Raw genomic sequence first — 25,491 nt, forward strand, 5'->3', positions numbered from 1 at the left:
CCGCACGTATTACGTGCGGCGTTTTATTATTTCTCCAGCAGCCTCCTGCGTCTATAACAGTTTTTAGCTGTTTTTCCGAGCTCATCAAGAAAATTATAGTTCGCATAAGCGCCTACAACAGCTCCAATTCCCGGGACCATCTGCAGCAGCTTGATAAGATCAATATGATCACGGTAATCCTGCTGAAAGCTTTGCCAGTCCAGCTTTTCAAGAAACGAATCATCTGGTGGATACAACGCTTCTTTTTTGTGCCAGTTCACGATTCTTTCGTAGTTCTCTTCTTTTTTCATCGGGCTTGAGAACGCCAGCTGAAATACATATAAAATGTACAGGCGTTCTCGGTAGTCAGAAATGTTGCATCCGTAAATGCTTGCTGCCTCGAATAAAAACTTCATCTTGATCCCGAGCAGCAATGGAAAGTCAGCCAAACCGAGAAAAATGCCGCCAGCGCCAGTACCGGCTCCTTCAAGTGCAGCCGTTTTTCTGTAAAAGCCGAGCCTGTCGTCCAGCTTATGATCTCTTTCCCATAATGTTTTGCCTCGAAGCGCATCCTTTTTTGTCGTGTATTCTGATCCAGCCAGCGTCGCCCGAATCATATGTTTAATGGCTGCTGTTATAGCATCATGCACCTTCTGAGGTATTTTTTCATTTATCTTTGTTTGAAGCGCCTTTGCGGACTTGTTCCAGATTGTCGGCCGCTTTAACACTGATTTTTCCCACGTTTGCAGTTCGAGAAGCACTTGTTCTTCATACGGGTTCATGTTTCCACTCCTAAAGTTTCCTGTCATAAGGCGTGGAGGAAGGCAGTTTTTAAAGCGGGGGTATCCCAAGAGGAAACGTAAACACATTTTCTGGGTCATACTTTGTCTTGATCTCCCTGAGCCGCGGAAGATTGCTTCCATATGCCTGCTCAAGCCAATTTTCGATACAGTTATCATGAAAATTGACATACGCTCCTTCAGCAAAAGGCAGCAATTCATCACGCATCCTTTCCACCCATTTGACATTCTTCCTTGCTTCCTCTTTTTCCTGCCATTTTGTAATATACAGCAGGCTGAAAAGTGCCTTCCTGTGCACATATGCAGTATCAGCCGGACTCTGCTTCATCACGTTTCCAGCAAGTGCCTGAAGCTGCACCTTGTTTTCAACGCTTGGAGAATTCGCAAGAAAATGCTTTAAGATTTTAATTCCCGCGGAAGGCAGAAGCTCATTTGCAAACGCGCCTGTATTTTTAAAAGGATGTGCGTCCGGATCACCATGACCGATATCATACTCTTCCATTCCCGGCATCAAGCCGCCGAAAATTCTGACTGCATCGATATAAGGCACTTCCTGGATCACCACTTCTTTTGCTGGGTAAGATTCGATCAGCGGCTTCAGAAGCTTTCTTAATTTCTCCTCAGGTCCGAGGTACTCCCCAAGAGACTTCAGCTCTCCTATTTCTTTTGTGTAAATATCAAGAATTCCCGTAAGCTTTTTGTCTGTGAACGGAGCCCAATTTTGAAAAGCATCTACAACCTGTTTGAATCCTTTCCAGTCCCATACTATTTTAAAAATGGATACTTTATTTACAGGAATCGCACGGAATAGAAACTTTGTCACGATGCCAAAGTTGTTGCCTCCTCCGCCTCGGCAAGCCCAAAACAGATCGCTGTTTTTCTTTTCTGAAGCATATACCACCGTACCGTCTGCTGTAACCATCTCTAATGCTAAAAGCGTGTCGCACAGCATTCCATATTGCCGTGTAAGCATGCCCCACCCGCCGCCGAGTGATAATCCGGCCAAGCCTACGGAGGGGCAGGTTCCCCCTGGTATCGTGACTCCTCTTTTATACAGTTCCGTGTACAGCGGCAGCAGCAAAGCCCCTGCCTGAACAGAAATCAGCTTCTTGTCCTTTGAAACACGGAAGCTTTTCATCTCGCTAATATCTATAACAAGTCCGTCATCGAGAGACGAATAGGCCTCATAGCTATGTCTACCTGTCCTGATACGAAATGGGACGCACTTTTCCTTCGCCCATTTTACCGCATTGACCACATCACAAGTTTCTTCACAAAATACAATCACACACGGATACAGATCGTAGCGGGTATTAAACTCTTCCCTTGCAAGCTCGTAATCACTGTCCCCTGGCACAACGATCCTGCCTGTTAGTTTTACATTCCCCATTTTTTCATCCATCCTCTTCACTTGGTTACTAGCACCATATGAAAAGAATAAGAATAACGTTAAAGCAAAGTTGGCTGACACTTATACATTTCTTAACGTAAAAAAACACCGGCATGAGCCGGCGTTTAGTGATGGATCGCTTGTTTTTTTACCATAACCGGGACGTACCACTTTGAATAGACAACCCCGGCTGCTGCGATGATAAGAGCAACAAGCGCATCCCTTGCCTCAGCAAAATAAAAGAGAGCATAAAACACACTCTGAACCGCGGTTATAATACCAAGCCAAGATGCAAATGAGCTCACTTTCTGGTCCCATCTTATCGGATACAATTCAAACATAGCATTGCGTTTATGGTGCAGCAAAATAGCACATAGCTGGAGTGCGGTCATCTGCAAAAAGAGGAGTATAACAGCCGTCTGCCACCAGCCATCAGGGATCAAATAAATGAACAGCCAGCCAATCAAAATAAGCCGGATGTAAAGGGGCAGATAATCGTTCGCACGCACAAACGTCTTCATATACAGGTTTCCGAGAACTTTACCAGGACTGTATCGTGCTGAAGTGAGCCAGTTCAGCCAGCGCCTAGGCGTCATTGTCTGCTGAAGAGCCGGCACATCTGTAAAAAGGTTGGCGACTCGGTACACTTTCATCTGCATCACATGTTCTTTTTGCAGCAAGTGCTCCCATTGGTAGCCGTGCATTTTTTTGAATACGCCAAAAACAAAATTTTTCAGCACATACATCACTGCCAACAGGGCCGCCAAAAAAACGAATGACGCATTCTGGAATAACAAGAAAGTATAGACTGCGTTCACTGCGGCTCTTAAAAACATATAACCTCGCCTCTGCTTAGCATATGGCAGCCGCTGCTCTTCCCAGGAAACATATAAATTGAATGCTTTGGAAAGGAGCAGGAACATCGCAAACCACAAGTAGCCCATTGTGTCTTCTCTAATAAAAGCTTGCACAAGCGGCCAGAACAGCGTAAACAGCAGCAGGGTGGTGAACAGCTGAACGGCAAGGCTGTATTTCAGAGCATGAGAAAAATAATTCTTCATTCTCGATTCGACCGGAAGCAAGAACACAAGGTCCGCCTTTTTCAGCAGCGTCCTGACAGGACTTCGAGTGAGCCAGTAAGTAAAGACAGCCGCCAGCAGCAGTTCTGCCGGGAAATTCTCTGGAAGCATCTTAATCAGCTTTGCATAATAAATGCTGCCTATTACGATCAGCAAGAACATTGACACGATCAGCCCGCTGCTTGCCATGACTCTGAAATACCGGAGACTCTCAGTAAAGTAGTCATTGCGTCTCACTGTCCAGACTTTCTTCATATCCATCATAATTTGCCGCCTCTTGCTGCAAGCAGATAAATATCATCCAATCCAGCATCAGCCAATCCGGTCTCCTCCTGAAGCTGCTTTAATGTACCTTTTAGCACCATATGTCCGTTATGCATGATTAGAAAACGGTCGCAATATTTTTCGGCTGTGGATAAGATATGAGTCGACATTAATATTCCCGCTCCGTTATTGCGGAAGCGGACCATATAATCAAGAAACGACTGGATGCCGATCGGGTCCAATCCGACAAACGGCTCATCCACCACATATAAGTCAGGTTCTACGAGCAAAGCACAAAGGATCATCACCTTTTGCTTCATCCCTTTTGAGAACTCACTCGGAAACCATTTAATTTTATTTTCCATATGAAATTCTTCAAGCAGCGGTCTGACACGCTGAAGAAATGTTTTCTCCTCCAGACCGTATGCCATTGCTGTGAGTTCAAGATGCTCCCACAATGTGAGTTCATCGTAAAGCACAGGCGTTTCAGGTATGTATGACAAACAGCCTCTGTACTCATCGGGTTCTTCACGGAACGTTTTACCCGCAATGGCAGCCGTTCCTTTCATCGGCTCCATCAGTCCGAGCACATGCTTGATCGTCGTGCTTTTCCCTGCTCCATTTAATCCGATCAGACCGACAATCTCCCCTGATGCTACATGAAAGTTCAAATCATGGATTACCGGCTTTTCAGGGACATAACCGCCGCTAAGCCCGTTCACTTCTAAAATTCGCTTCATCCTAATCCCTTCTTTGCTATACGTCATCATCTATCTACATTCTACCAAATTTTTCACTATTTTATCAGCGTGCTGCAGTGCAGAGGATTCCATCGTGGGGTACGGTACTCGTTCCCTAAACTCCTTCTGCTGACTGAGTCATATCTTTCGAGTACCGGACCCCAATAAATATCCGGAATAAAACAGCCCCGAAAGGAGTTATTCTTTCGGGACTGTTATTGCCATCAGGCCTTTAATCTCAGCACTTACGCTTCTGGCATCGGTGTTGGCGTTGGCTTGGCATAGCCTTCTTTGTATGTTTCATCAATATAATCACGGATCTCAAGTGCACTCTTTCCTTCTGATGCCTGTTTCATGCTGACAGCCGCAATTTCAAGACATGTACCACAGCGTGTGCCGTGATCATCCCAAACAATTTCACCGCTATCTTTGTTTTCTGCAACAAAGCAGTCATAGTTATTCTTATGGCCGGCAGAGTCTCCGCATCCACAATAGCATGGCATGGACTCCAGCAATTCTTTATGTGCCGGAACCTCCTTGTAAACCGCTGTGATCACTTCCTGCTTTCCATTTAGAAAAGAAGGAAGTGTTTCCGCCGAAGCAGTGAGCTCTCTTACATCTCCATTAGACAATTTACCTTCATGAGATTCGTGAGCTTCGTGTTTTTTATGGTTTTCATTGTTATCATGATCAGCACTGCCACATGCAGAGAGCAACAGGCTCGTTCCGATCATGATTGCAGCACCATGGACTTTTATCGTCATCTTACATCATCTCCACTTTAAGTAAACATTACATTCATCATACTAAATACTACATTGCATTTCCATAAAGGTGTATAAGCAGTACTCTCGTGGACACACTATATTTGAAGAAGGTATCCCCCCTTCTTCAGGGAGATTTTGCTTAACATCAGGTTTTTAGTCATAACCAGACTTAAAGGAGATGGTTCTCTTGGACAATTATGTGCTTGAGACGGCATATTCTTATTAAATCGAGGTGCATGATTAAAGAACAGATTGATTGTTACAGCGTACTCCTTTCTTCTCTAACCTCTTTAGGGAGAAGGGTCCTGTCTAGCGCAGGACTCTTTTTCTTTTTGTTCGCAAATAATGTTGCAATGTAAGAAATCAAAGAAGCCGTTGATTTCCATTTCAGGTGCACGCTTTCCGCGGGGCGTGGCGAAAAGCAGAAACGGCTCGTTCAGCCCCGACAAGCAAAAGGGAAAGGGACCGGTAAGTCGCTCTTTGACTTATTGGGCACTTGCCCTTTTGACCTCGAGGGGCTAGCCGTTTTCTGCTGGACAGGTGAGCCCCTTTGCCGCTATGCGCCCTAAAGGGTCTCACCTGTCCCACTCGTCCCGCAGGATAAGGAAAGCTACGTAGCAAGACATCGCACGAAGAAAATGTGATCTTCATTTTCGAGGAGTCGGCGCCTTTCACTCCGATCAACTTATTCAATGAAGCATCCAAAGTTGATGCATGTATGAGATAAAAAATGGAAGCATTCCTTAAAGATTTACCGCTGAAGAATTATCTTCACCTTAAGGAAATTCCAAAGAACAACATTACAGAATCAACCCGTCTAAAAGCAACAATTTTTCAAAAAAACTTCGTCTATAACCGTTAAAAGAGAGCCATTTAAGACTCTCTTTTACAGGTTATTCTGCTGCTGCTCCGTGGCATGATTTATATTTTTTCCCGCTGCCGCAAGGACATGGATCGTTACGCCCGATGTCGGACTTTTTGCGGGTTGGCTGCTTTTTCGATTCTGCTTTGTCGCTCGGCACGACTGCTTTGCCTTCTGCCACCTGTTCACGCTGGACGTTCTGTTCGACCTGCGCTTTCATGATGTACATTGACACTTCTTCTTCAATCGCTGCGATCATCGCTTCGAACATTTCAAAGCCTTCAAACTGATATTCTCTCAGCGGATCGATCTGACCATAAGCACGCAGGTGGATACCTTGGCGAAGCTGTTCCATCTGGTCGATATGATCCATCCACTTCGTATCAACTGCACGAAGGATAACCGCTTTTTCAAACTCTCGCAGTTGTTCCTCTGGCATCATGTTTTCTTTTTCTTGGAATGCAGCATGCACTTTTTCATTAATTTTCTCGATGATCTCTTCACGGTCAAGACCTTTGAAATCTTTCTCGCTGTATACCTGTTCAGTGAACATCACACCGTTAATATGGTCAGCGATCTCTTTAAGATCCCACTCTTCCTGTACCGTTTCATCTGGCGTATGTGCTGTAACAACTCTATCTACAACAGCATCCAGCATGCGGACGATAATGTCGCTCAAGTTGTCAGCATCAAGAACATCTTGGCGCTGGCCGTAAATAATCTCGCGCTGCTGGCGCATAACATCATCGTATTGAAGAAGCTGTTTACGAGCATCAAAGTTGGAACCTTCCACTCGCTTCTGAGCAGATTCAACCGCTTTTGTTACAAGTTTGGACTCGATCGGAGTATCCTCATCCATTCCGAGGCGCTCCATCATGTTCATCAAGTTATCTGATCCGAAGCGGCGCATCAGCTCGTCTTCCATCGAGATATAAAATTGTGAAGAACCTGGGTCCCCTTGACGTCCTGCACGTCCGCGGAGCTGGTTATCGATACGGCGTGACTCGTGTCGCTCAGTACCGAGGATATGAAGGCCGCCAAGTTCACGCACTCCTTCTCCAAGCTTGATGTCCGTTCCGCGTCCTGCCATGTTTGTCGCGATTGTTACCATGCCGACTTGACCTGCGTTCTCAATGATCTCTGCCTCGCGCTCATGGTTTTTTGCGTTAAGCACGTTATGCGGGATACGCTTCTTATGCAGCATCTGTGACAATAATTCGGACGTTTCAACAGCTACCGTACCGACTAGGATCGGCTGACCAGTCGCGTGGCGCTGGGCGATTTCTTCTACGATCGCACGGAATTTTCCAGCCATGGACTTGTAGATTAGATCCGAGCTGTCCAAACGAGCGATCGGTTTGTTTGTAGGAATAACGTTTACATCCATGTTATAGATGTTACGGAATTCTTCTTCTTCCGTCTTCGCTGTACCCGTCATACCCGAGAGTTTTTTGTACATACGGAAATAGTTCTGGAACGTGATCGTCGCAAGCGTCATGCTCTCACGCTGGATTTCGAGTCCTTCTTTCGCCTCGATCGCCTGGTGAAGACCATCGCTGTAACGGCGCCCAGCCATCAAACGGCCAGTGAACGGGTCAACGATAACCACTTCGCCTTCCTGAACAACATAATCCACATCACGAATCATGATGACTTTTGCTTTGAGAGCTTGGTTGATGTGGTGGTTAAGCGTAACATGCGCATAATCGTAAAGGTTATCGATGTTGAACATCTGCTCAGCCTTGTTGATTCCTTCTTCTGTCAGCTGGACGTTCTTCGTTTTCTCATCCACCGTATAATCTTCTTCTTTTTTCAATCGGTGCACAAAGTGATTTGCCATTGCGTAAAGCTCAGTCGATTTCGCGGCAGATCCGGAAATGATCAGCGGTGTACGCGCTTCATCGACAAGGATGGAGTCAACTTCATCGACGATAGCAAAGTTAAGCGGGCGCTGTACCATCTGCTCTTTGTAAACGACCATGTTGTCGCGCAGATAGTCAAATCCATACTCGTTGTTCGTGCCGTATGTAACATCACAGCGGTACGCTTCTGCTTTTTCTTCTTTAGATAGGTTGGAAATGTTAAGGCCGACAGTCAGTCCAAGGTAATTAAACAGCGGCGACATGATTTCAGAGTCACGGCGAGCAAGGTATTCGTTGACCGTTACAACGTGAACCCCTTCTTCTGTCAGTGCGTTCAAGTAAATAGCAAGCGTCGCCATGAGCGTCTTACCTTCACCGGTCTTCATCTCGGCGATGTTTCCTTCGTGCAATGCCATCGCACCCATGATCTGTACTGGATAGTGTCTTTGTCCGAGTACACGGGTTGATGCCTCACGGATGACAGCAAACGCATCAACAAGGATATCATCCAATGTTTCTCCGTTTTTCAGGCGGTCTTTCAGTACATCCGTCCTGCCTGCAAGCTCTTCATCACTCAAGTTTTTGAGCGCTTCCCCAGCAGCTTCCACTTGTCCGGCAATCCGCTCGTATCTATTCAAATTGCGGTCATTGGCATTTGGAAAAATCTTTTTCAAAAATTGAATCATCGGCGTTAACGCTCCTCTGTTTTCAGAAAATATGATCTTTCTCCATTTTAGCAGTTTGTCGAGGCTGCTACAAGAAAACAAGGGCAAAGCAGCGGAATAATAAGCAATATAAGGAAACAGATTCGTTACACCATAGAAGCTTTTTGGAAGCCAGCGAAGAAGTTGATCTCCGTTTCAGGTGCACGCTTTCCGCGGGGCGGGCGGTGAGCCCCTTTGCCGCTTCGCGCCCTAAAGGGTCTCACCTGTCCCACTCGTCCCGCTGGAGTCGGCACCTTACACTCCGATCAACTTTATCAATGATGCATTCAAGAAGATCACGATTATGATGAAAGTGTAAGTCATAACCATTAAACCCAAATAGAAACATAACCTCATGGTTAGACATAGAAGCTTAACTTAAATAGCTCTCGTTACTTCACTGGACTTTCAACTAAACAACCCTTTAAGCACAATCTTTTGGAAAACAGGTCAAAAAAACCTGTGGCAAGCATCAGCAGCCTGCCACAGGTTTTTCAATTTCATTTATTTAATTCTTCATCACTGAATAGTGTTCTTTAAGCTGCTCTCTGAGCGCGCGTTTCAAGAACTTCCCGACAGATGTTTTCGGAATTTCGTTCAAGAAAACGACGTCGTCCGGTATCCACCATTTGGCGAACTGCGGTCTCAGGTAGTCTTTGATGTCCTGCTTCGTCACACGTCCTGCAGCTTCTGGCTTGAGAACGACACAGGCGAGCGGCCGTTCCTGCCACTCCGGATGCGGTATGGCGATGACGGATGCCTCGAAAATGTCTTCATGCGCCATAAGTGCGTTCTCGAGATCAACCGAGGATATCCATTCGCCTCCGCTCTTGATCAGATCCTTTGTACGGTCGACGATCTTAATTGTCCCCTCCTCATTCACTGTGACCACATCGCCGGTGTAAAGCCATCCGTCTGAGAAAGCACTTTTATCATCGTCTTTATAATATTCGTCACATATCCAGTTTGAACGCAGCACGAGCTCGCCCATTTCTTGTCCATCCCACTTTACCTCGCCGTTAGCTCCGACCACCTTCATTTCCACGCCAGGCACAACATAGCCTTGCATCGCGCGAATATCAAGTATCTCTTCCTTATCCAGGTCGGTCTGATAGCTCTTCAAGCGCGAGAGCACGACAAGCGGGCTCGTTTCCGTCATACCGTATGCATGGACGAACGGAATGTTGTATTTCATCTCAAACGCCTTGATCATGCCGCGCGGAGCTGCAGATCCGCCGCAGAGAATGGCTCGGAGAGAACTCGTGTCATAGCTGCCTTGATCCAGTTCTCGCAGAAGACCAAGCCAGATTGTCGGCACGCCAGCAGTGAGCGTCACCTTTTCCATCTCAATCAGCTCTGCCAAAAGCTTTGGTGTGAACTGCGGCCCTGGGAGAACTTGTGATGTACCGAACCAAGTTGCAGCAAAAGGAAGACCCCAAGCGTTCACATGGAACATCGGTACGACCGGCATGATGATGTCGCCCTCTGAAACACCTCCGCTGTCTGTGAGGCCGAGAGCCAGACTGTGAAGAACGGTTGAGCGGTGCGTGTAAACGACTCCCTTTGGATTGCCGGTTGTGGCAGACGTATAGCACATGCCCACTGGATCATTCTCATCGATGCGGTCGTTGAACACGTAATTCGGATCTCCACCTTCAAGCAGTTCCTCGTAATGATACATCGGCTGAAGCGGCGACTCTGGCAGCTTTGCTTCATCAGTCATTAAAATGAAGGCTTTTACGTTTGGAATTTCATCCTTCATCATCTCAACGAGCGGCAGTATATCCTGATCGATCAGAAGCACCTTGTCTTCTGCATGGTTGATGATGTAGGAAATATGCTCTTTTGAAAGCCGGATGTTGATCGTGTGCAGCACCGCCTCAGCACCCGGAATGCCAAAATAAGCTTCCAAATGGCGGTGATGATTCCACGCAAGCGTTCCGACTTTGTCCCCTTTCTGAATGCCAAGGTTAACGAGAGCACTTGAGAGCCTGCGTGTCCGCTCGCCGATCTCACGGTACGTGAAACGCCGGATGCCTGACATCGTGCGGCTTGTTACATATTTTTTTGGAAAATATCGTTCAGCGTGCTCGATCATCATCGTCACGCGCAATGGTACGTTCATCATCATAAAATAACCTCCCTTTTAATTGGCGGTACTTTTAACAGCGTATTGCTGGCGCAGCAGAAACTTTTGAATCTTCCCGCTCGCGTTGCGAGGAAGCGCTTCCATAAATATGAACCGTTTAGGCCGTTTATAGGCAGCCAGCTTGTCGCTGCTGCGGCAAAATGCTTCTAAATCCTCCTCTGTTAAAGACGGATCTTTTTTCACGATGACAGCTGTAACCTGCTCGCCCCACTTCTCATGCGGTTCACCAAGCACTGCCGCATCAAGGACTCCAGGATGCTCGTAAAGAATATCCTCTACCTCACGCGGATAAATGTTCTCGCCGCCTGAGATGATCATGTCATCGACACGGTCAGAAATGTACAGGTATCCGTCGCGGTCCATATAACCGAGGTCTCCGCTATGATACCAGCCTTTGTAAAGTGCCTTTTCCGTTGCTTCTGGACGGTTATGGTAGCCTGGCATCATGCACGGCCCTTGAACGATGATCTCGCCGACCTCGAATGGCGGCAGAATGTCTTCCGGCTCACTCGGCCCGTTTTCGTTCGTGCGGACAACCCTTACTTCATGATTCAAGCATGGTTTTCCGGCTGAACCGGCTTTGGACAGCTGTTCATCTTCTGACAGGTACGTAATTGCAGGTCCCATCTCGGTCATGCCATATGCCTGAACGAGCTGCATGCCCATCTCTTCTTTAAGCCTGGTGACGAGGGCAGGTGCCATCGGTGCAGCGCCGTAAAGGCTGTAGCGCATCGAGCTCAAATCGTAGTTTTCAAGATTCTCCTGCAGCATCATATTCCACATCGTCGGCGCAGCGAACATGATCGTTATTTTTTCGGATGCAATGGTTTCAAGCACCATCTTAGGATCAAAGTGATGCAAGATAACGTTCGAACAGCCTGCATGCACGCGCGGTAAAAACGCACAGTGAAGCTCAGCGCAGTGGAACATTGGCGCAGCGACAAGCCCGACATCGTCCGGACGCAGATGGATGGCGTTCATGCCGATCAAGCTCATATCGATCATTTCGCGGTGACGATGGAGTACCCCTTTAGGCCTTCCTGTCGTACCGCTCGTATACATGATGGCATACAGATCGTCTTCTTTAACGCTGATTTCTGGTGGTTCGCTTGATGAGGATTTCATTTTATCGTGGAAAGAAATGGTGTCAGATTCTTGTGATGGAGAGATGGACCAGTATGAAATATTAGGGAACTCTTGTTTCAGTGCGTTCACGTGGGGTTCGGTCATAGCTTCATAGATAAACAGCCGGGGGTGGCAATCTTGCAGAATAAAAGAAACTTCCTGTGATTTCAGGCGGAAATTAATCGGGTTGAGGACGGCGCCGATTTTGGCGCACGCAAAATAAATGATGGCGAGCTCACTCGAGTTAAAAAGAAACGTAGATACGACGTCGCCTTTATGCACGCCTGACTCACGGAGTGCGTTTGCGAGCCGGTTCACGTCTTCATCATACTCCTCGAACGTCCAGCGCCTGCCGCTTGCCATATCCACAAGCGCTTCCTTTCTTGGAAACTTCCTTACTGTCTGTTCAAATAGCTGTCCAATCGTCACATACATACGTTCATTCCTCCAATACAGTATTTTTTAAAAGATACAGTTATGAAGTGAAACATAGATTGTCAGATGATTGCTTACAAGCTGGCATGCTGCTCGGCATTCATCGCTTTTTTAAGGGCGATAATATGTCCGGTATGCATGCCTTCATGATAAAAAGTGCGCGGCAGGATTTCAGCAAAAGTGTTCATGCCGAGCTCAGCGGGGGATTCAAGCTCTTCATCAAGCCTGCGGCCAAAGTGTTCTTTAATATGATCGACTTGGTCTGCGAGCCGGTTCTTCAGCTCATCCAGTGTAGGCGGTGACAGCTTCCAGTCAGAAGGACGTGTGCCATAGCCGAACAATTCGCGGTAATGCTTTGGAACCGGCGAATCTTCATTGATCTTGTGGTACAGCCAATCGTACTGGTCGAGATAAATGTGGCCAAGCTGCCAGCGAATATTGTTATTGAAGCCCTCCGGTACGATATCTGCCATCTCCTCTGTCACACCTTCCACAACCGACAGTGTATTATGCCGGAATGCAGCCAGCTGCTTTAGCAGGATGTCCTGGTACAATGATAATCCCTCCTCAATTCGTCATGTTTAATTAGTTCTATTAACGTGCGGGAATTCCTTTTTGCCTGCGCATACAAAAAAAATGCGGCATTAAACACCGCACTTTCAACTTTTGCTTCTTCTGTTGTATAAAATTACTTCAATATAATACAAGCTGAGAATTTTCATCCAGGCGGGCATAGATTTGAGCCGTTTCATCATTAAAACGATGAATGATGCAGCCTACTTTAATCACTGTGCCTTCCATCACTTTTTCGATACGTATCGATGCCTCTGCTGGGACATGCACGAACGTTTTCACGCCTCCCGCTGACCCTGTTTCTTTAATAACCGCACCACCCGCAGCGTACAGTTCTCCGCCTCGCATATAGCCGTTAATTTCAGCTTTTCCATATGCGTGCACTTTGCAGTTATAAATGCCTTTTTCATGTATCGTTATGTCCCCGCTGCTATACAGCTCACTATTAACGGCATAAGCAGCATGAATACAAACGTTTGGATCTATAACATCTTGGCGGTTCTGCCGAGTATCTTCAGCTTTTTGTAACAGTTGAGAAAAATTTTCCAGGCTGGAAAACTCCTCTTTTTGTAATATGAGAAATCTTATTTGAAACTGTACCGCCAGTTCAAACCATCCTTCTTGCAGGGCATTTTGTTGATTCTGTATCTTATCAGTAAATGTACGCATCAAAGGAATTAAATCTTTGTACTTTTGTTCAATTACCCGGTCAATTAATCTCCCTATGCTAACGTTCGCAAACTCAGAAGAGGTTTTGGTTGCAGCGGCGCCATGAATTTGTTTAATCGCAGAATACACAGCGTTTAAAATAGCGCATATTTCATCTAATAAAAGATTAAGCTCAGACGAAAGATCACTGCCTTTTCCAGCGGTTATTTTACTGTTAATTGAACTTTTATGTAAATATACGGTTTGACCCGCTATGATTTCAGCATGATCAGCATTGCCGTGAAGCACCACATCACCCTCAGCATGCACGACCATGTGTTCTTTAACGTTCTTCATCAATTCTACATCGCCAATAAAACGGATGTTGCCTTGTGCAAGATCGACATCGTCTTTAATCTTGAGTTTTTTCACGATCGATGCTGTAACTTTCTTTCCTTTTTGTTTGAGTAAAGGTCTCCCGTGTTCTGTAGCAATCAATGATTTTTGCGGCTCGGCCAGCATCATCCCATGATCGCAGCTGATTTCCAGCTCATATACTGGCGGTGCCGGCAGGTCTTCTCCGTACACGTTCTTCCCGTTCTTGCCTGATACAGCAGGTATATAATCTGCGACCACCTGTCCTGGACTTACAGAAGGAACATAAAAGCTCTCACGGAAATCGACAGATCCGTCTTTTCTCTCTGCTGGTGAAAGGGTCCTGCCCTTCATATTTATGTGATAATGGAACTCGCCATTTTTCCCAGGCACTGACGGTACACCCTCGGCAATGACAAATGTTCCGCCATCTGTTGATTGTACCGCTTCTCGAACTACATCGTAATGGATGCCATATGTGATGCCTGCTGCTTCCATACGCTTCACGATCTCTTGTATACTGACAAATTGATAATCTCTTTTAGCTTCTACGGTTTTTAACTGCAGATAAGCTGCGGGTGCAGCATCTTCAAGCTGGAAATAGCCCGTATACCCAGGCTGAATGTTTAAGTATGCACTCATCCCTGTACGATCAATGGAAACCGAACATGAAGCATGCTGGATGACTGGGCTGATAATCACTGAAATAGCATCCGTATCATTCACTTCTGCTTGCTTATTTGTTATCACATCGTTCACATAAAACTCAATACCTTCGCATGGAACAACAACCGCACGTTCTTTTACATTAACCTTTCCATCACTAACCCAGGCACAAGATTTATAGTCCACTAGAGAAGCATCCTTTTCAGCTTCTTGCATAAGTGAGTCACTTTGGCTGCTTGTCGTCTTTTCCTCGATAAAAGTTAATTTCACGATAACCGGCCTCATGCGCAGTCCGAGAATACCTTTTTTCCCAGCTTCTAATATTTCAATACTAACTTCTTCCACATTCGTATTTAACAGCTGAAGCCCGTTTGTAACGGCCTCATCCACCGTACTTCCTTTTGAAATAATGCTGTTGGCCATTTCAAACACCCCTGATATGAAAAAGCTGTAATTAAAATGCTTTTCTGAAAATCCTTTAGATATTCTAGGCTGTCCATTAATTTATCGTCACGATTATCTTTTTTTGATGCTTTTTTTAAAAGTAGACGTTAGTTTGTGATGTTCCTCAGAATTAGCGGAACAGGCGGCTGCTTGTAACCAACTGCTCCGCTCTTTTAATCCTTCATCATTGGCTCACAAAAGATGCTTCAAGATGTTTATATAAAACTTCCATAACCTGATTGATATCGATTGGTTTGGTCACATAGTCAGCAAAGCCGGATGACAATGCTTGCTCAACATCAGACTCCATCGCAGCTGCACTTACGGCAATCACTGGTATGAAGCGGGTAGAGCCTGTCTTTTTCAAGATGCGAAAGACTTCTAAGCCGTTCATGTCTGGCATATGAAGGTCCAGCATGATGATATCAGGCAAAAGGGATTTGGCAAGAAGGATGCCTTCACCTGCCGTTTTCGAAGTGAAAAGCTCAATGCCTGGAATGTTTTTTAAAACCTGGTACATGAGCGCTGTGTTGGATGCACTGTCTTCAATATAAAGCACTTTTCTTGAAGAAAAGCGGTATGTTCCCTTTTTCATTTCTTTCGTTCTTGGGAAGACAAAGTCTTCTGTAAACGGAAACGTAATAGTAAAAGTGCTGCCTCTACCCGCCTCACTTGCTACAGACATCTCTCCGCCCATTTTTTCTGTCATCATTTTTGCGATTGACAAGCCTACCCCGGTTCCTTCTATTCTGCCTTTTACATCGCTTCCCCGATAAAAAGGTTCAAATATATGAGGCAGATCATGCGCGGGTATACCTTGTCCAGTATCCTTCACTGCAAGCGTAACGTATTGATCTTTTTTACATGCTGCAAGTGATACGTTCCCATTTTTTCGGTTATATTTAATCGCGTTCGTCAAAAGATTAATAAGTATTTGCTGAAACCTTGTAGTATCAACATTTAAGATTATCGGTATTTCTGGCAGTTCAATAATTTCCAATGTTACATTCATCTCATCCGCCTGTTTTTGCACAAGCGCTAATGACTGCTCGAGCAACTCCTCAAACACAGCGTGCTCAAACTGAAAAGCGGTGTGCCCTGATTCAATGCTTGATAAGTCGAGCACTTCGTTGATGAGGTGAAGCAAGTGCCTGCCACCCTGAAGAATTTCCTGCACTTTTTGATTTTGCTGAAACGTTAGCGGTTCTTCTGAATCATATTCTAAAATTTGTGCGAATCCTAATATCGCATTAAGCGGCGTCCGAAGCTCGTGACTCATCTTTGACAAAAATTCCGATTTTGCCCGATTCGCTTTCTCTGCTTCTTCTTTTGCGATATATAAAGATTCTTCTAATTTTCTTTCTTCTGTAATGTCTTCGATTTTCCAAAAATGGCCCTTGTACAATTCATTCGAAAAAATGGGGATATACGTTCTTCGGATAAGACGGCTATTGTTAAGTAAAATTTCGTCTGTCACCATTTTTTTATTGTGAATAATCGTTTCTGTCTGTTTTTTAACATTAATTTTTTCTGGAAAAAAACGCATGATGTGGCCGGACAGGTCTTTAATGTTCATGCCATAAAAATCTTTTGGGCTGGCAGACGATCCAAATATCTTAAAACATTCTTCATTAGCCAGAAGAATGTTCCGGTTTTCATCTTCTTCCAGCACACCAAACTGGAGGTTTTCTATTAAAGTACTCATGATTTCATTGGAAACTTTTAATGTGTCTTCCTGTTTCTTTTCTTTTGAAATATCCCGATATGTGACAACAACACCTTTTAGCACCCCATCCATCACTAATGGAGCAGTGTTAGCCGAAATCCATAAGATATTTTCACTGCCATTCTCGTCAGATAGCTTTACACCGATGTTTTGACGGTAAAAAGCTTTACCTGTTTTCAATGTCTGATAGATTGGCTTTTCTTCCGGAAGATAGCAGGAGCCGTCTTCCCTTATTAATTGCCATGAAGGACTAAGCGGAGTTGTTTTTTGAAAGTCCTCGTAATCATAGTTGACCATTGCCGCTGCTTTCTCATTCGCCAAAAGCATTTTCCCCTCTGTATCTATTACAACAAGGCCATCTGACATTGTAGTTAAAATAGATTGATATAAGGACTGCTTTTCTTTTAGAGCCTGCTGTGTTGTATAAAGCTCTGTAATATCCGAACAAATGCTGTAGGCACCGATAATCTGATCTCCCATTATGATAGGCGTGTTCTTAACATTTACATAAACCCTTCTGTTGTCTTTGCTGATCGCCCATACTTTATATTCCTGAGATTCTCCAGACAGGCACTTTTGAAAATGGCTGTACGTTTTTTCCAGATCCTCTTCCGCAATTAGAGGAGCAAATGACTGGCCGATGATTTCCTCCGCTTTATAGCCAGTAAGAGCTTCGCCTGCAGGATTAATGGTCATGAATCTTCCTTCAAGGTCAAAAGTAAAGATAGCATCAGGATTATGAAGAAAAAGTGACTGATAACGCTCTTCTCCCCACTTGGCTGCTTCTCTCATCACTTTATTTTCATAGCCTGCAAGAAGCAGGCTGGAGATAATAATGAAAGAAGTTACGAGTACGACAATAAGGAGGAACAATGAGTGTTCTACCGGATTGATTTCATATGCAGCCGATGGGTCAGGATGAAAGGCAATTCCCATCATAGAGATGAAATGCATGGATGCAATGCTTAATCCCATTAAAACAGCACTTGTCCATTTATTGATCAATAAAATAGAGGATCCTTTTTTAAATAAATAAAAGATGTTCAGCGCGGCAAAACAAATAATAAAAGCGATTACAATTGAAAGCACTACATAAAACCAATTAAAAATCATAATGCCTTTAAACTTGATCGCATAAATGCCTAAGTAGTGCATAGATATGATCCCGGCACTTAAAAGGCTGCAAGACAGCAGAATAGCCGGCATTTTATTAGGAGTGTTGAAAAGCTTATAGAAAGAAAGCGAGGAAGCTAAGATCGCGATCAGTAATGACAGCAGCGTCATAAACCAGTCATATTGAAACGAAACATGCATAGCAGTCATCGCGATAAAATGCATCGCCCAGATTCCCAAACCAAAACCTATACCGCCGATGCAGATTTTGGATACCTTTTGTGTTTTACTTTCGGTGCTTTTTCCTACAAAGAACAGCGCTAAGTAGGACGTTAAAACAGATATGCATAATGAGAGCATAACGAGATAAACGTTAATATGTGTTAAGTGCATAAAATTACCCCATAAAATGATATTCTCCCATAATCATACAATGATTCGCACCTATCTATTTAGAGACTGAATGACCGTTTTTGTCGAACTTTGTAGAAATATATAGGCAAAAAGTACTGACAAGCTTAGGGAGGCATAGGCCGAAAAATTGCAAAATAAAAAGCGTCCCGCCTGGTGAGGATGCGGACGCTTCGGTGCTCTTTATCTTAAAATGATAATACTGCTGCTTCAGGCATTTCTTGAATCCATTGTTCCAGTAAAAGAAGGCGTGTGTCTGCAGCCATGTTGGCTATGTAAATCTCGTTTCCTCTTGCTCTTACCTTGCGCATCATCTTAATAATGCAGTCCAAGCCTTTCGAGTCAACATTCTCTACATTTTCAAAATGCAGAAAAAAAGTGCGGTTTTCGTGGTCTGCTATCACAAACAGACCATTCTCAAACAATTCTGCTGCTCTCATGTCAATGTTTCCCTTAAGGTCAATTGAAATGGTTTCTTGTTCCACTCTTAAATCATAGGTCAGCATGGAGACACCTTCTGTATTCAATTTTTAAATATATAAAATATTTTACTAATTGATATACGAAACTGTCTAACTGGCAATTTCCCAAACGGTACATAAATAATCCCGTTCAGCCATCTGTTATGCCTCAAGACATTCTGAAATGCCCCATTAACTGCACAACCCCCCAAAAAATTAACGGGAGTAGCTTTGTATCGCTTTCTGAATGCTGCTGATCTTATGCTTCGAAATATGAGCGGTTTCGCTGTAGTTGCGGAAGCTCACTTTAAACGTTTCATCAACAGGGGTAATATTTTCAATCCAGTCAATGTTAATAATAAAAGAACGATGGGCAGATAAGAAACGCTCATCTAGCTTGCGTGCGAGCGTATCGAGAGTGTCCGTCGTCTCATATACTTGGCTTAAAGTATGAATATGAGCCTTACGTTCGGACTTTTCAACAAAAACAATATCATCATAAGCGATAAAGCTTACAGATCCTTTATTTTTCATCAGCAGCTTTTTAGCTGAAACACGCTCTTTTTCCCGATTCATATAGTCAAACTGTGCAGCGGCTTTCTGAAGAGCCGTAAACAGCCTGGCTCGTTCTACAGGCTTAACAATATAATCAAGAGCGGACAAATTAAAAGCTTCTACGGCAAATTTTTCGTGTCCCGTAATAATGATAAATTTTACGTGGGGAGAAAATTTAATGATTTCTTTAATAGCATTGATTCCATTAATTAAAGGCATGCAAATATCCATGAGTATAAGATCAGGCTGGTGGACAGCAGACTGATTAATTAATTCGTCTCCGTTAGAGGCTTCACCGCACACATCGAACTGTGGAAGCGGTTTTATAAATTGCTTTAAAACTTCTCGTGATGGTCTGTCATCATCTGCGATCAATATCTTATATGGTTTCATCTAATCACCTGCTGTTAAGTATTCTTTGTTTTCCCACTAAATTTCGGGTGCGTCTTGTACTGTGTATAAATTTAACTGTAAAAACAATTTGCTCAGCAATTAGCATTTAATAAAGCTGGTTTGCTAAAGAAAACTTGACTGACTCCATATTCTTAAGTCAGTCTAGTTGCACTTATACTTAAACTTTAATCACAGCAATCACTGCTTTAATTAAAGCTTTTATGATGTTTCAAACAATTTCCAAAAATTTTTAATAATTTAATTTTATCATTTGTCTTTATACCACTCTACATATTTTGGAGTTTTTTGTTGATTTTTTTGAACAAACACAAAAACAGCCGCAGCAAGCAAATGCTCGCTGCGGCTGTTATCATCAAAGCTATTAAACTTCTTCAGGAACGATCAAGCCGTATTTGCCGTCTTTACGGCGGTACACAACATTCGTTTTGCTCGTTTCAGCATTGCTGAAAACGAAAAAGCTATGGCCGAGCAGGTCCATCTGCATGATCGCTTCTTCAGCGTCCATCGGCTTAAGATCAAAGCGCTTTTCGCGCACGATTTCGAGTTCTTCATCTTCTTCCTCAAGCACCTGTGTCGAGATGCCTTCGGTTCCATTTGTAAACATGTGTTTGGCATTGTCAGCCGCACGGAATTTGCGGTTCACCTTTGTTTTATGTTTGCGGATCTGGCGCTCAAGCTTTTCTACAACCAAATCGATCGCAGCATATAAATCAAGATGCCTTTCCTCAGCACGGAGCAAAAGCCCCTTCATTGGAATTGTCACCTCAATGGACTGTTCACTATTATTAACTTTCAGGTTAACGTGAACGTCGGAGTTCGGAGTCTCATTAAAATATTTAGTGAGTTTCAATACCTTCTTCTCAACATAATTTCTTAGAGCTTCAGTTACCTCGATGTTTTCTCCGCGAATGTTAAAGTTCATAACTTAAACTCCTCCTTTCGGTGATGTTAATATATTTCGTTATCCCCTGCTGTAATTCCTCCCAAACCTTTAAAATTTCTTTACAACTTTCGACAAAGTTTATAAAGAGTCATTTTGAAGTTGGCTGTTTTCGCATACTTTGTTGCTTTAAAGAATTCAGAGGAGCAGTTGATCTCCGCTTCAGGCGCACGCTTTCCGCGGGGTGAGCGGTGAGCCCTTTTGTCGCTACGCGCCTTTAAAAGGTCTCACCTGCCTCACTCATCCCGCTGGAGTCGGCGCCTTACACTCCGATCAACTTAATCAATGATGGATTCAGGATGCTAATTGAATAAATAATCAATTGAACGAAAAACAGGAACATTCATTATGTATAGGCGTTGAAGCTAACCTTACACCTAAGAGAAAACTCCGCTGAATTGTTGAAAACAAACCTTCCAAAGCAAAAATCTTTTAAAAACAGCCTTTTAGTTTTTGGGGTACGGTACTCGAAAAAGACAAAAGGGCGTTTTTGTCTTTTTCAGATGGACAGCGCTTGCAGGGTAAGGGCATGTCGGTACCATTCCCTTTTGACATAATGACGAAACGGGATGTGGTACCGTACCCCATAAAAAAATATAATAAATATAATACATATCACGAGGGGGAGCTGCTATGTGGAAAAGGGATGATGGATATATCATTTCCACAAAGAAGGAAATGCTGGATGTGGATGTCATTCACCGCTTTTTAAGTGAGGATTCTTATTGGTCGAAGGGAATGGATTATGATCTTGTGGAGGCGTCGATCGCCAATTCGCAGCTTTGCTACGGTGTTTACACTGAACATAAAACAGATAGCGTAACAGTGAGAAATCAGGTTGGGTTTGCACGTGTCGTCACGGATTATGTAAAATTCGCCTGGCTTGCTGATGTGTTTATCCTCCCCGCTCATAGAGGTAAAGGTTTAAGCAAGTGGCTCCTGTCTTGCATGCTGGAAAATCCTCATCTTAAAGGCACGCGGTTCGGCCTGGCAACAAATGACGCCCACGGACTATATGCACAGTTTGGCTTCGAACACATTCAGCAGCCAGAGAACAGGATGGAACGTCCGCTTGATTGGGAAGTGGTCAAAACGGCTTACTCAAAAAGCATAGGAAACTAGGATTATCACTGGAAAAGCCACACCGGCAACAATAAAAAACACATTCAATGCATCAGGAAATGAGCGGTCGAGATACCCTTTCCGGTTTAGTAATTTTAAAATTAAGTAAATAAACAAGGCCGCTGCAAAACCTTCTATCTTTTCCCATGATGGGAACGGATTGGGTATGAAATAATCATTGAAGACAATTAAAGTGCTGATTAACATCATCGCAGCAAAAAACTTTATCGGGAATGTGATTTTCATGTCTTTTCTGTCCTTTCATGTCGGGGATGAAGGTTAATTCTTGGACATGGTTTTTGTTTTGGCAAATTAAATTCTCCGATGTCTACCTGGGGTCCGGTACCGAGATTATGACCTTCGGTATAATGGAAACCGTTATCGGTACCGGACCCCACTGCGGGACGCAACGATGCTAACGAAGCCAACGAAGAAATTCGCCGCCTATCGCAACTCAATCAGCATATAAAAACCCGTCTGGCACACCAGACGGGTAAAGGTTATTAGTCGTTGGATTAAAGCTTTGTTACGTTAGACGCTTGTGGCCCACGAGCTCCATCGACAATATCAAATTCTACTTCTTGGCCTTCGTCAAGCGACTTGTAACCGTCAGAATTGATTGCGGAAAAGTGTACAAACACATCGTCTCCGTCTTCGCGCTCGATAAACCCAAATCCTTTTTCTGCGTTAAACCATTTCACTTTACCTTGCATGCAATTCACTATCCCTTCGTCTTAACAATCTGTATAGAAGCCTACGCCCTATACATGTATAGTATGACATAGGCTAGAAAATGTTGTCAAAGACATAAGATTAGCGAAAATCAACTAGTTTTGTCGAAAAAACGCCATATTGTCCGTTATCTGTATTCCACTTCTAAACAAGTGCATTGTTCATATACTTGTACTATCAGCTTAGGACAGGAGTGGAACTGTATGCTGCAAACCATTGAAAAAATCGTACTCGGAATGGCTGCCATCCGCATATTCTCAGGAATGTTTGAAATCACGGCCGCCCTCGTTATGCTGCATTACAACTCCGTTGAACGTGCGCTCCTCGTCAATTCCCTGCTCTCTATGGTCGGACCGATTATCTTTTTCTCTACCATGACACTCGGCCTTTACGGCATTTCAACCAAAATGAATGCCTCTAACCTTTTCTGGATCATGGCCGGAATTGCACTGATCGTATATGGGATAAAAAAGTAAACAATGTTTAATTCTTTTTATCAAAAAACATTCCATCCCCCGACACGGCCTGGTATGGGTTGGCGTATTGGGCGGATTTTTGTTTTTTCTTTTTCAGCAGTGCAATGCTTTGCTTGATTTCATTAAGCTGAGCTGATAAAAGAGGATCAATCGTTTCATTCAGCTGCAAAATATGGTGCCCCATCTTCAACTCGTCTTCACTGTAAACGTCTGGCAGTTCAGAGATCAGAGACTGCCGCTGCTGCAGAAGCTCATCCAGCTGCTCAATGTAAAGCTCGCGTTCTTCAGCAGGCAAACCGCCCATCACATGATCGTGAAGGTTTTTCGTGATTTCCAGCAAAATCTTTACCGCCGCCATCTTAAACCTTACCGCCTGCACCTGCGCCGTGCTGCATCTGGCGGTTAATGCGGATGACCTCTTTCCACGTATCTCTTAGCTCTGATACCAAGCCTTCTACTTCAGATAAGATCTCCTCCGAAGACTTGATGTTCGCTTCGATAAGCCTGCGGTTCATATAGTCATACATCGTCATCAGATTTTCAGAAACAGCCACGTTTCTGTCAAGGGTGACCATGAACTCCTGAATAATACGCTGCGCTTTTAAGAGATTTGTGTTCTTCGCTTCGGCATTTCCTTCAGCTATTGCCTTTTTACCAGCCGCAATAAATTTAAGGCAACCGTTATAAAGCATGAGCGTTAGTTCCCCTGGAGGTGCTGTCTGTACTGAGTTGTTTTGATAAGCCTGATATGGATTGGCTAATGACATAAGTCGTTCACTCCTTTATTTATTGCCCGCTGAACTGCTGCATCAAATAGGCGCTTTGCGAATTAGCCCGCTGTATCGCAGTTTCCATCGCTGAAAACTGGCGCCAATAGCGGTCTTCTACTTTGACGAGACGGTCTTCAAATGAGCTGATTTTTTTATCAACATCCATCAGCTCTTTGCCAATCGTGAACTGTGCATTCGTACGCAGTGCGTTTCCTGCCTTCAATTCAATCTTGTCTACAATTTTACCAATCGAATCACGGAGCCTTGATGCTGCACCCTTATCCGCAGGATCCGTCCCTGTCTGAGCGAATAGCTTCATTACCGCATCCGGGTTTTCCTCGATCGCCTTTTTCAGCTTCGTCTCATCGATTTGCAGCTTACCTTTATCGAGATAGTTAGCTGTTGTCGTGATACCGATCTTTGACATCTGGTCGTACTCAGGATAGCCGGTATTCACCTTTGCCGAAAACTCCTGGCGCAACGATAGCAGACCTGCGTTTAAGATCTGGTCTCCGCGCAGCATCCCGCTCTTAGACTTTTCCTCCCACATCTCTGCTTCTTTCTCAGAAAGATCTTTTCGCTGTTCTGTCGTCAGCGGCTGATAATCGCGGTATCGTGATTCAGACGTTTTTTTGTTGATCTTATCAATGACATCGTTATATTTATCAACGAATCCTTTAATCGAATCAAAAATGCCGTTCGTGTCTGTGGCAGAGCTGATCGATACTGTGCTTATGGTTGGTGCCTTCAGTGTGTATGTCACGCCCGAAATAGTGAACGTGTTTGTCGTACGCTCCATATTGGTCAAGCCATTCAGGTCAAACTTAGCGTTTTGTCCGTTATCTGTGCCTCCAAGCACTTGTGGCCCCGTCGGCGGTGTTCCTGTCACAGAGCTGAATCCTAGCTTTTGAAAAAGAACAGCTGCACTGTCATTTTCAAGCGATACGTTAGATCCCGCACCCGTTACATTGTTGGACAATACAAACTTACCAGTCGAGTCATCAAAAAATGCACTCAGTCCAGCTCCTGCTTCAGACAGCTTTTTCGCAAAGCTCTCGACCGTATCAACAGCTGGATCCAGCTTTATCGTTACAGTGTTTGTCTCAAACGCAGCACTTCCCGGTTTTTGAACACGGAGCACAACATCGCCGATCGACGGATCAAGATCCTTCAGCAGCGTCTTTCCTGATGCAGGACCCGTACCATCGGATACCCAATTCCTCGCTGTCGCCAGCTGAGTCACCTTTATCGATGATGTCATATTTGCCGAGCTGCCGGTCGCTGTTGCAGTAACAGCGTTTGGATCGGTGCTCGTGACTGTTTTCTTTGAAAAAGTTCCCTGACGACCGATGCCGTCAAAGATAAAACGGTCCATCTCATCAAGCAGCTTGTTCATGGAACGGTAATCATCACGCTGCCATTGGAGAATCTGTTTTTTCTGAGAAAGCTTATCAAGCGGGATGCGCTCTGCCTTCATTAAATCCTTTACGATGGAGTCTATGTCCATGCCGCTGGCGAGTCCGCCTACTCTCATGCCTGCCATGTAATCACTCCTTACACTTTTTTATCTACAAAAATTCCTGCTAACTCAATCATAGCCGCATACATGTCGAGGAACTTTTTTGAAGGAATCTCCTTCATGACCTCGTCTGTTAAGTCATCCACGATCTGAATATAATAGTCATTCGTTTTTTCATGAAGCACAAACTTTGTTGATGTTTGCGATGTCTTCAAGTATTCATTAACGGTTTCAAGTGTTTGCTGAAGCTCTTCTTTAGATAGTTTTTTTCCTTCTGTACCGCCTGTCTCTTCGGCTGCTTTCTCTGGCTGTCTTGGCTTTGCCGGCAGTTTGCCTGCAGATTGTACTTGGGAAGAACTTAATGCTGATAGTTCCATCCTTCACCCTCCT

Annotated in this window: 22 protein-coding genes; 2 read left to right on the plus strand and 20 right to left on the minus strand. The window is 44.3% G+C overall.

Annotated features, from left to right (window positions below):
* Nucleotides 1–26 precede the first annotated feature (26 nt).
* From CGZ90_RS07445 to hpf, 14 genes are all read right to left on the minus strand, one after another.
* Nucleotides 27–761 (minus strand): EcsC family protein, encoded by a 735-nt coding sequence (locus tag CGZ90_RS07445; RefSeq protein WP_094251668.1) that lies wholly within the window; start codon nt 759–761, stop codon nt 27–29.
* 49 nt (nt 762–810) lie between these two features.
* Complete coding sequence (locus CGZ90_RS07450) at nt 811–2,169, minus strand: FAD-binding oxidoreductase (RefSeq protein WP_094251825.1); 1,359 nt, start codon at nt 2,167–2,169, stop codon at nt 811–813.
* A gap of 125 nt (nt 2,170–2,294) precedes the next feature.
* Complete coding sequence (locus tag CGZ90_RS07455; RefSeq protein WP_094251669.1) at nt 2,295–3,512, minus strand: ABC transporter permease; 1,218 nt, start codon at nt 3,510–3,512, stop codon at nt 2,295–2,297.
* Nucleotides 3,509–4,252, minus strand: coding sequence for an ABC transporter ATP-binding protein (locus CGZ90_RS07460; protein ID WP_094251670.1), 744 nt, complete (start codon nt 4,250–4,252; stop codon nt 3,509–3,511). Before CGZ90_RS07460 ends, CGZ90_RS07455 begins: the two co-directional genes overlap by 4 nt.
* Before the next feature lie 245 nt (nt 4,253–4,497).
* Complete coding sequence (locus CGZ90_RS07465) at nt 4,498–5,016, minus strand: PCYCGC domain-containing protein (RefSeq protein ID WP_240515366.1); 519 nt, start codon at nt 5,014–5,016, stop codon at nt 4,498–4,500.
* A gap of 896 nt (nt 5,017–5,912) precedes the next feature.
* On the minus strand, nt 5,913–8,429 hold the full coding sequence (gene secA / locus CGZ90_RS07470; protein ID WP_094251671.1) for a preprotein translocase subunit SecA: 2,517 nt from the start codon (nt 8,427–8,429) through the stop codon (nt 5,913–5,915).
* Between the two features lie 526 nt (nt 8,430–8,955).
* Entirely contained in the window at nt 8,956–10,575 is a 1,620-nt protein-coding gene (locus tag CGZ90_RS07475) for a long-chain fatty acid--CoA ligase (protein WP_094251827.1), read from the minus strand.
* Between the two features lie 18 nt (nt 10,576–10,593).
* Nucleotides 10,594–12,156 (minus strand): fatty acid--CoA ligase, encoded by a 1,563-nt coding sequence (locus tag CGZ90_RS07480; RefSeq protein ID WP_094251672.1) that lies wholly within the window; start codon nt 12,154–12,156, stop codon nt 10,594–10,596.
* Nucleotides 12,157–12,230: 74 nt separating this feature from the next.
* The gene (locus tag CGZ90_RS07485; RefSeq protein ID WP_165766798.1) at nt 12,231–12,710 is read right to left on the minus strand and encodes a DinB family protein; all 480 of its coding nucleotides are present in this window, start codon (nt 12,708–12,710) and stop codon (nt 12,231–12,233) included.
* Between the two features lie 139 nt (nt 12,711–12,849).
* Entirely contained in the window at nt 12,850–14,841 is a 1,992-nt protein-coding gene (locus CGZ90_RS07490) for a flagellar assembly protein A (protein WP_094251674.1), read from the minus strand.
* Between the two features lie 205 nt (nt 14,842–15,046).
* A complete protein-coding gene (locus CGZ90_RS07495) occupies nt 15,047–18,094 on the minus strand; it encodes a PAS domain S-box protein (RefSeq protein WP_094251675.1) in 3,048 nt (1,015 codons plus the stop codon).
* Between the two features lie 206 nt (nt 18,095–18,300).
* A complete protein-coding gene (locus CGZ90_RS07500) occupies nt 18,301–18,618 on the minus strand; it encodes an STAS domain-containing protein (RefSeq protein WP_094251676.1) in 318 nt (105 codons plus the stop codon).
* Nucleotides 18,619–18,789: 171 nt separating this feature from the next.
* Nucleotides 18,790–19,521 carry a LytR/AlgR family response regulator transcription factor gene (locus CGZ90_RS07505; protein WP_094251677.1) on the minus strand — a complete coding sequence of 244 codons (732 nt, stop codon included), beginning with the start codon at nt 19,519–19,521 and terminating at the stop codon, nt 18,790–18,792.
* Between the two features lie 382 nt (nt 19,522–19,903).
* Nucleotides 19,904–20,464, minus strand: a complete 561-nt coding sequence (hpf, locus tag CGZ90_RS07510; protein WP_094251678.1) for a ribosome hibernation-promoting factor, HPF/YfiA family — start codon at nt 20,462–20,464, stop codon at nt 19,904–19,906.
* A gap of 651 nt (nt 20,465–21,115) precedes the next feature.
* Here hpf and CGZ90_RS07515 point away from each other — a divergent pair.
* Nucleotides 21,116–21,604, plus strand: a complete 489-nt coding sequence (locus CGZ90_RS07515; protein WP_094251679.1) for a GNAT family N-acetyltransferase — start codon at nt 21,116–21,118, stop codon at nt 21,602–21,604.
* Here CGZ90_RS07515 and CGZ90_RS07520 read toward each other — a convergent pair.
* A complete protein-coding gene (locus CGZ90_RS07520) occupies nt 21,584–21,850 on the minus strand; it encodes a hypothetical protein (protein ID WP_094251680.1) in 267 nt (88 codons plus the stop codon). The two genes, CGZ90_RS07515 and CGZ90_RS07520, sit on opposite strands and share 21 nt — an antisense overlap.
* A gap of 269 nt (nt 21,851–22,119) precedes the next feature.
* Nucleotides 22,120–22,317, minus strand: coding sequence for a cold-shock protein CspD (gene cspD, locus CGZ90_RS07525; protein WP_133063563.1), 198 nt, complete (start codon nt 22,315–22,317; stop codon nt 22,120–22,122).
* Nucleotides 22,318–22,539: 222 nt separating this feature from the next.
* On the opposite strand from cspD, the gene CGZ90_RS07530 reads away from it, so the two are divergent.
* Nucleotides 22,540–22,812, plus strand: a complete 273-nt coding sequence (locus CGZ90_RS07530; RefSeq protein WP_094251682.1) for a YqhV family protein — start codon at nt 22,540–22,542, stop codon at nt 22,810–22,812.
* 7 nt (nt 22,813–22,819) lie between these two features.
* Here CGZ90_RS07530 and fliT read toward each other — a convergent pair whose 3' ends face one another.
* From fliT to flaG, 4 genes are read right to left on the minus strand one after another with little or no spacing between them, the layout of a single operon-like run.
* Complete coding sequence (fliT, locus tag CGZ90_RS07535; protein ID WP_094251683.1) at nt 22,820–23,170, minus strand: flagellar protein FliT; 351 nt, start codon at nt 23,168–23,170, stop codon at nt 22,820–22,822.
* A gap of 1 nt (nt 23,171) precedes the next feature.
* Nucleotides 23,172–23,579 (minus strand): flagellar export chaperone FliS, encoded by a 408-nt coding sequence (gene fliS / locus CGZ90_RS07540; RefSeq protein WP_094251684.1) that lies wholly within the window; start codon nt 23,577–23,579, stop codon nt 23,172–23,174.
* A gap of 19 nt (nt 23,580–23,598) precedes the next feature.
* Nucleotides 23,599–25,125, minus strand: coding sequence for a flagellar hook-associated protein 2 (locus CGZ90_RS07545; RefSeq protein ID WP_094251685.1), 1,527 nt, complete (start codon nt 25,123–25,125; stop codon nt 23,599–23,601).
* Between the two features lie 11 nt (nt 25,126–25,136).
* A complete protein-coding gene (gene flaG, locus CGZ90_RS07550) occupies nt 25,137–25,478 on the minus strand; it encodes a flagellar protein FlaG (protein WP_094251686.1) in 342 nt (113 codons plus the stop codon).
* Nucleotides 25,479–25,491 lie beyond the last annotated feature (13 nt).

The sequence above is a fragment of the Fictibacillus aquaticus genome (genome assembly GCF_002245695.1).
GTDB lineage: Bacteria > Bacillota > Bacilli > Bacillales > Fictibacillaceae > Fictibacillus > Fictibacillus aquaticus.

Bases quoted from the DNA above. Each gene is read 5' to 3' on its own strand.
- hpf (WP_094251678.1), bottom strand. From the start codon at position 20,464: ATGAACTTTAACATTCGCGGAGAAAACATCGAGGTAACTGAAGCTCTA.
- CGZ90_RS07530 (WP_094251682.1), top strand. From the start codon at position 22,540: ATGCTGCAAACCATTGAAAAAATCGTACTCGGAATGGCTGCCATCCGC.
- CGZ90_RS07480 (WP_094251672.1), bottom strand. From the start codon at position 12,156: ATGTATGTGACGATTGGACAGCTATTTGAACAGACAGTAAGGAAGTTT.
- CGZ90_RS07465 (WP_240515366.1), bottom strand. From the start codon at position 5,016: ATGACGATAAAAGTCCATGGTGCTGCAATCATGATCGGAACGAGCCTG.
- CGZ90_RS07455 (WP_094251669.1), bottom strand. From the start codon at position 3,512: ATGATGGATATGAAGAAAGTCTGGACAGTGAGACGCAATGACTACTTT.
- CGZ90_RS07460 (WP_094251670.1), bottom strand. From the start codon at position 4,252: ATGAAGCGAATTTTAGAAGTGAACGGGCTTAGCGGCGGTTATGTCCCT.
- CGZ90_RS07445 (WP_094251668.1), bottom strand. From the start codon at position 761: ATGAACCCGTATGAAGAACAAGTGCTTCTCGAACTGCAAACGTGGGAA.
- CGZ90_RS07515 (WP_094251679.1), top strand. From the start codon at position 21,116: ATGTGGAAAAGGGATGATGGATATATCATTTCCACAAAGAAGGAAATG.
- CGZ90_RS07545 (WP_094251685.1), bottom strand. From the start codon at position 25,125: ATGGCAGGCATGAGAGTAGGCGGACTCGCCAGCGGCATGGACATAGAC.
- CGZ90_RS07500 (WP_094251676.1), bottom strand. From the start codon at position 18,618: ATGCTGACCTATGATTTAAGAGTGGAACAAGAAACCATTTCAATTGAC.
- secA (WP_094251671.1), bottom strand. From the start codon at position 8,429: ATGATTCAATTTTTGAAAAAGATTTTTCCAAATGCCAATGACCGCAAT.
- CGZ90_RS07475 (WP_094251827.1), bottom strand. From the start codon at position 10,575: ATGATGAACGTACCATTGCGCGTGACGATGATGATCGAGCACGCTGAA.
- cspD (WP_133063563.1), bottom strand. From the start codon at position 22,317: ATGCAAGGTAAAGTGAAATGGTTTAACGCAGAAAAAGGATTTGGGTTT.
- CGZ90_RS07450 (WP_094251825.1), bottom strand. From the start codon at position 2,169: ATGGGGAATGTAAAACTAACAGGCAGGATCGTTGTGCCAGGGGACAGT.
- fliS (WP_094251684.1), bottom strand. From the start codon at position 23,579: ATGTCATTAGCCAATCCATATCAGGCTTATCAAAACAACTCAGTACAG.
- flaG (WP_094251686.1), bottom strand. From the start codon at position 25,478: ATGGAACTATCAGCATTAAGTTCTTCCCAAGTACAATCTGCAGGCAAA.
- CGZ90_RS07490 (WP_094251674.1), bottom strand. From the start codon at position 14,841: ATGGCCAACAGCATTATTTCAAAAGGAAGTACGGTGGATGAGGCCGTT.
- CGZ90_RS07495 (WP_094251675.1), bottom strand. From the start codon at position 18,094: ATGCACTTAACACATATTAACGTTTATCTCGTTATGCTCTCATTATGC.
- fliT (WP_094251683.1), bottom strand. From the start codon at position 23,170: ATGGCGGCGGTAAAGATTTTGCTGGAAATCACGAAAAACCTTCACGAT.
- CGZ90_RS07505 (WP_094251677.1), bottom strand. From the start codon at position 19,521: ATGAAACCATATAAGATATTGATCGCAGATGATGACAGACCATCACGA.
- CGZ90_RS07520 (WP_094251680.1), bottom strand. From the start codon at position 21,850: ATGAAAATCACATTCCCGATAAAGTTTTTTGCTGCGATGATGTTAATC.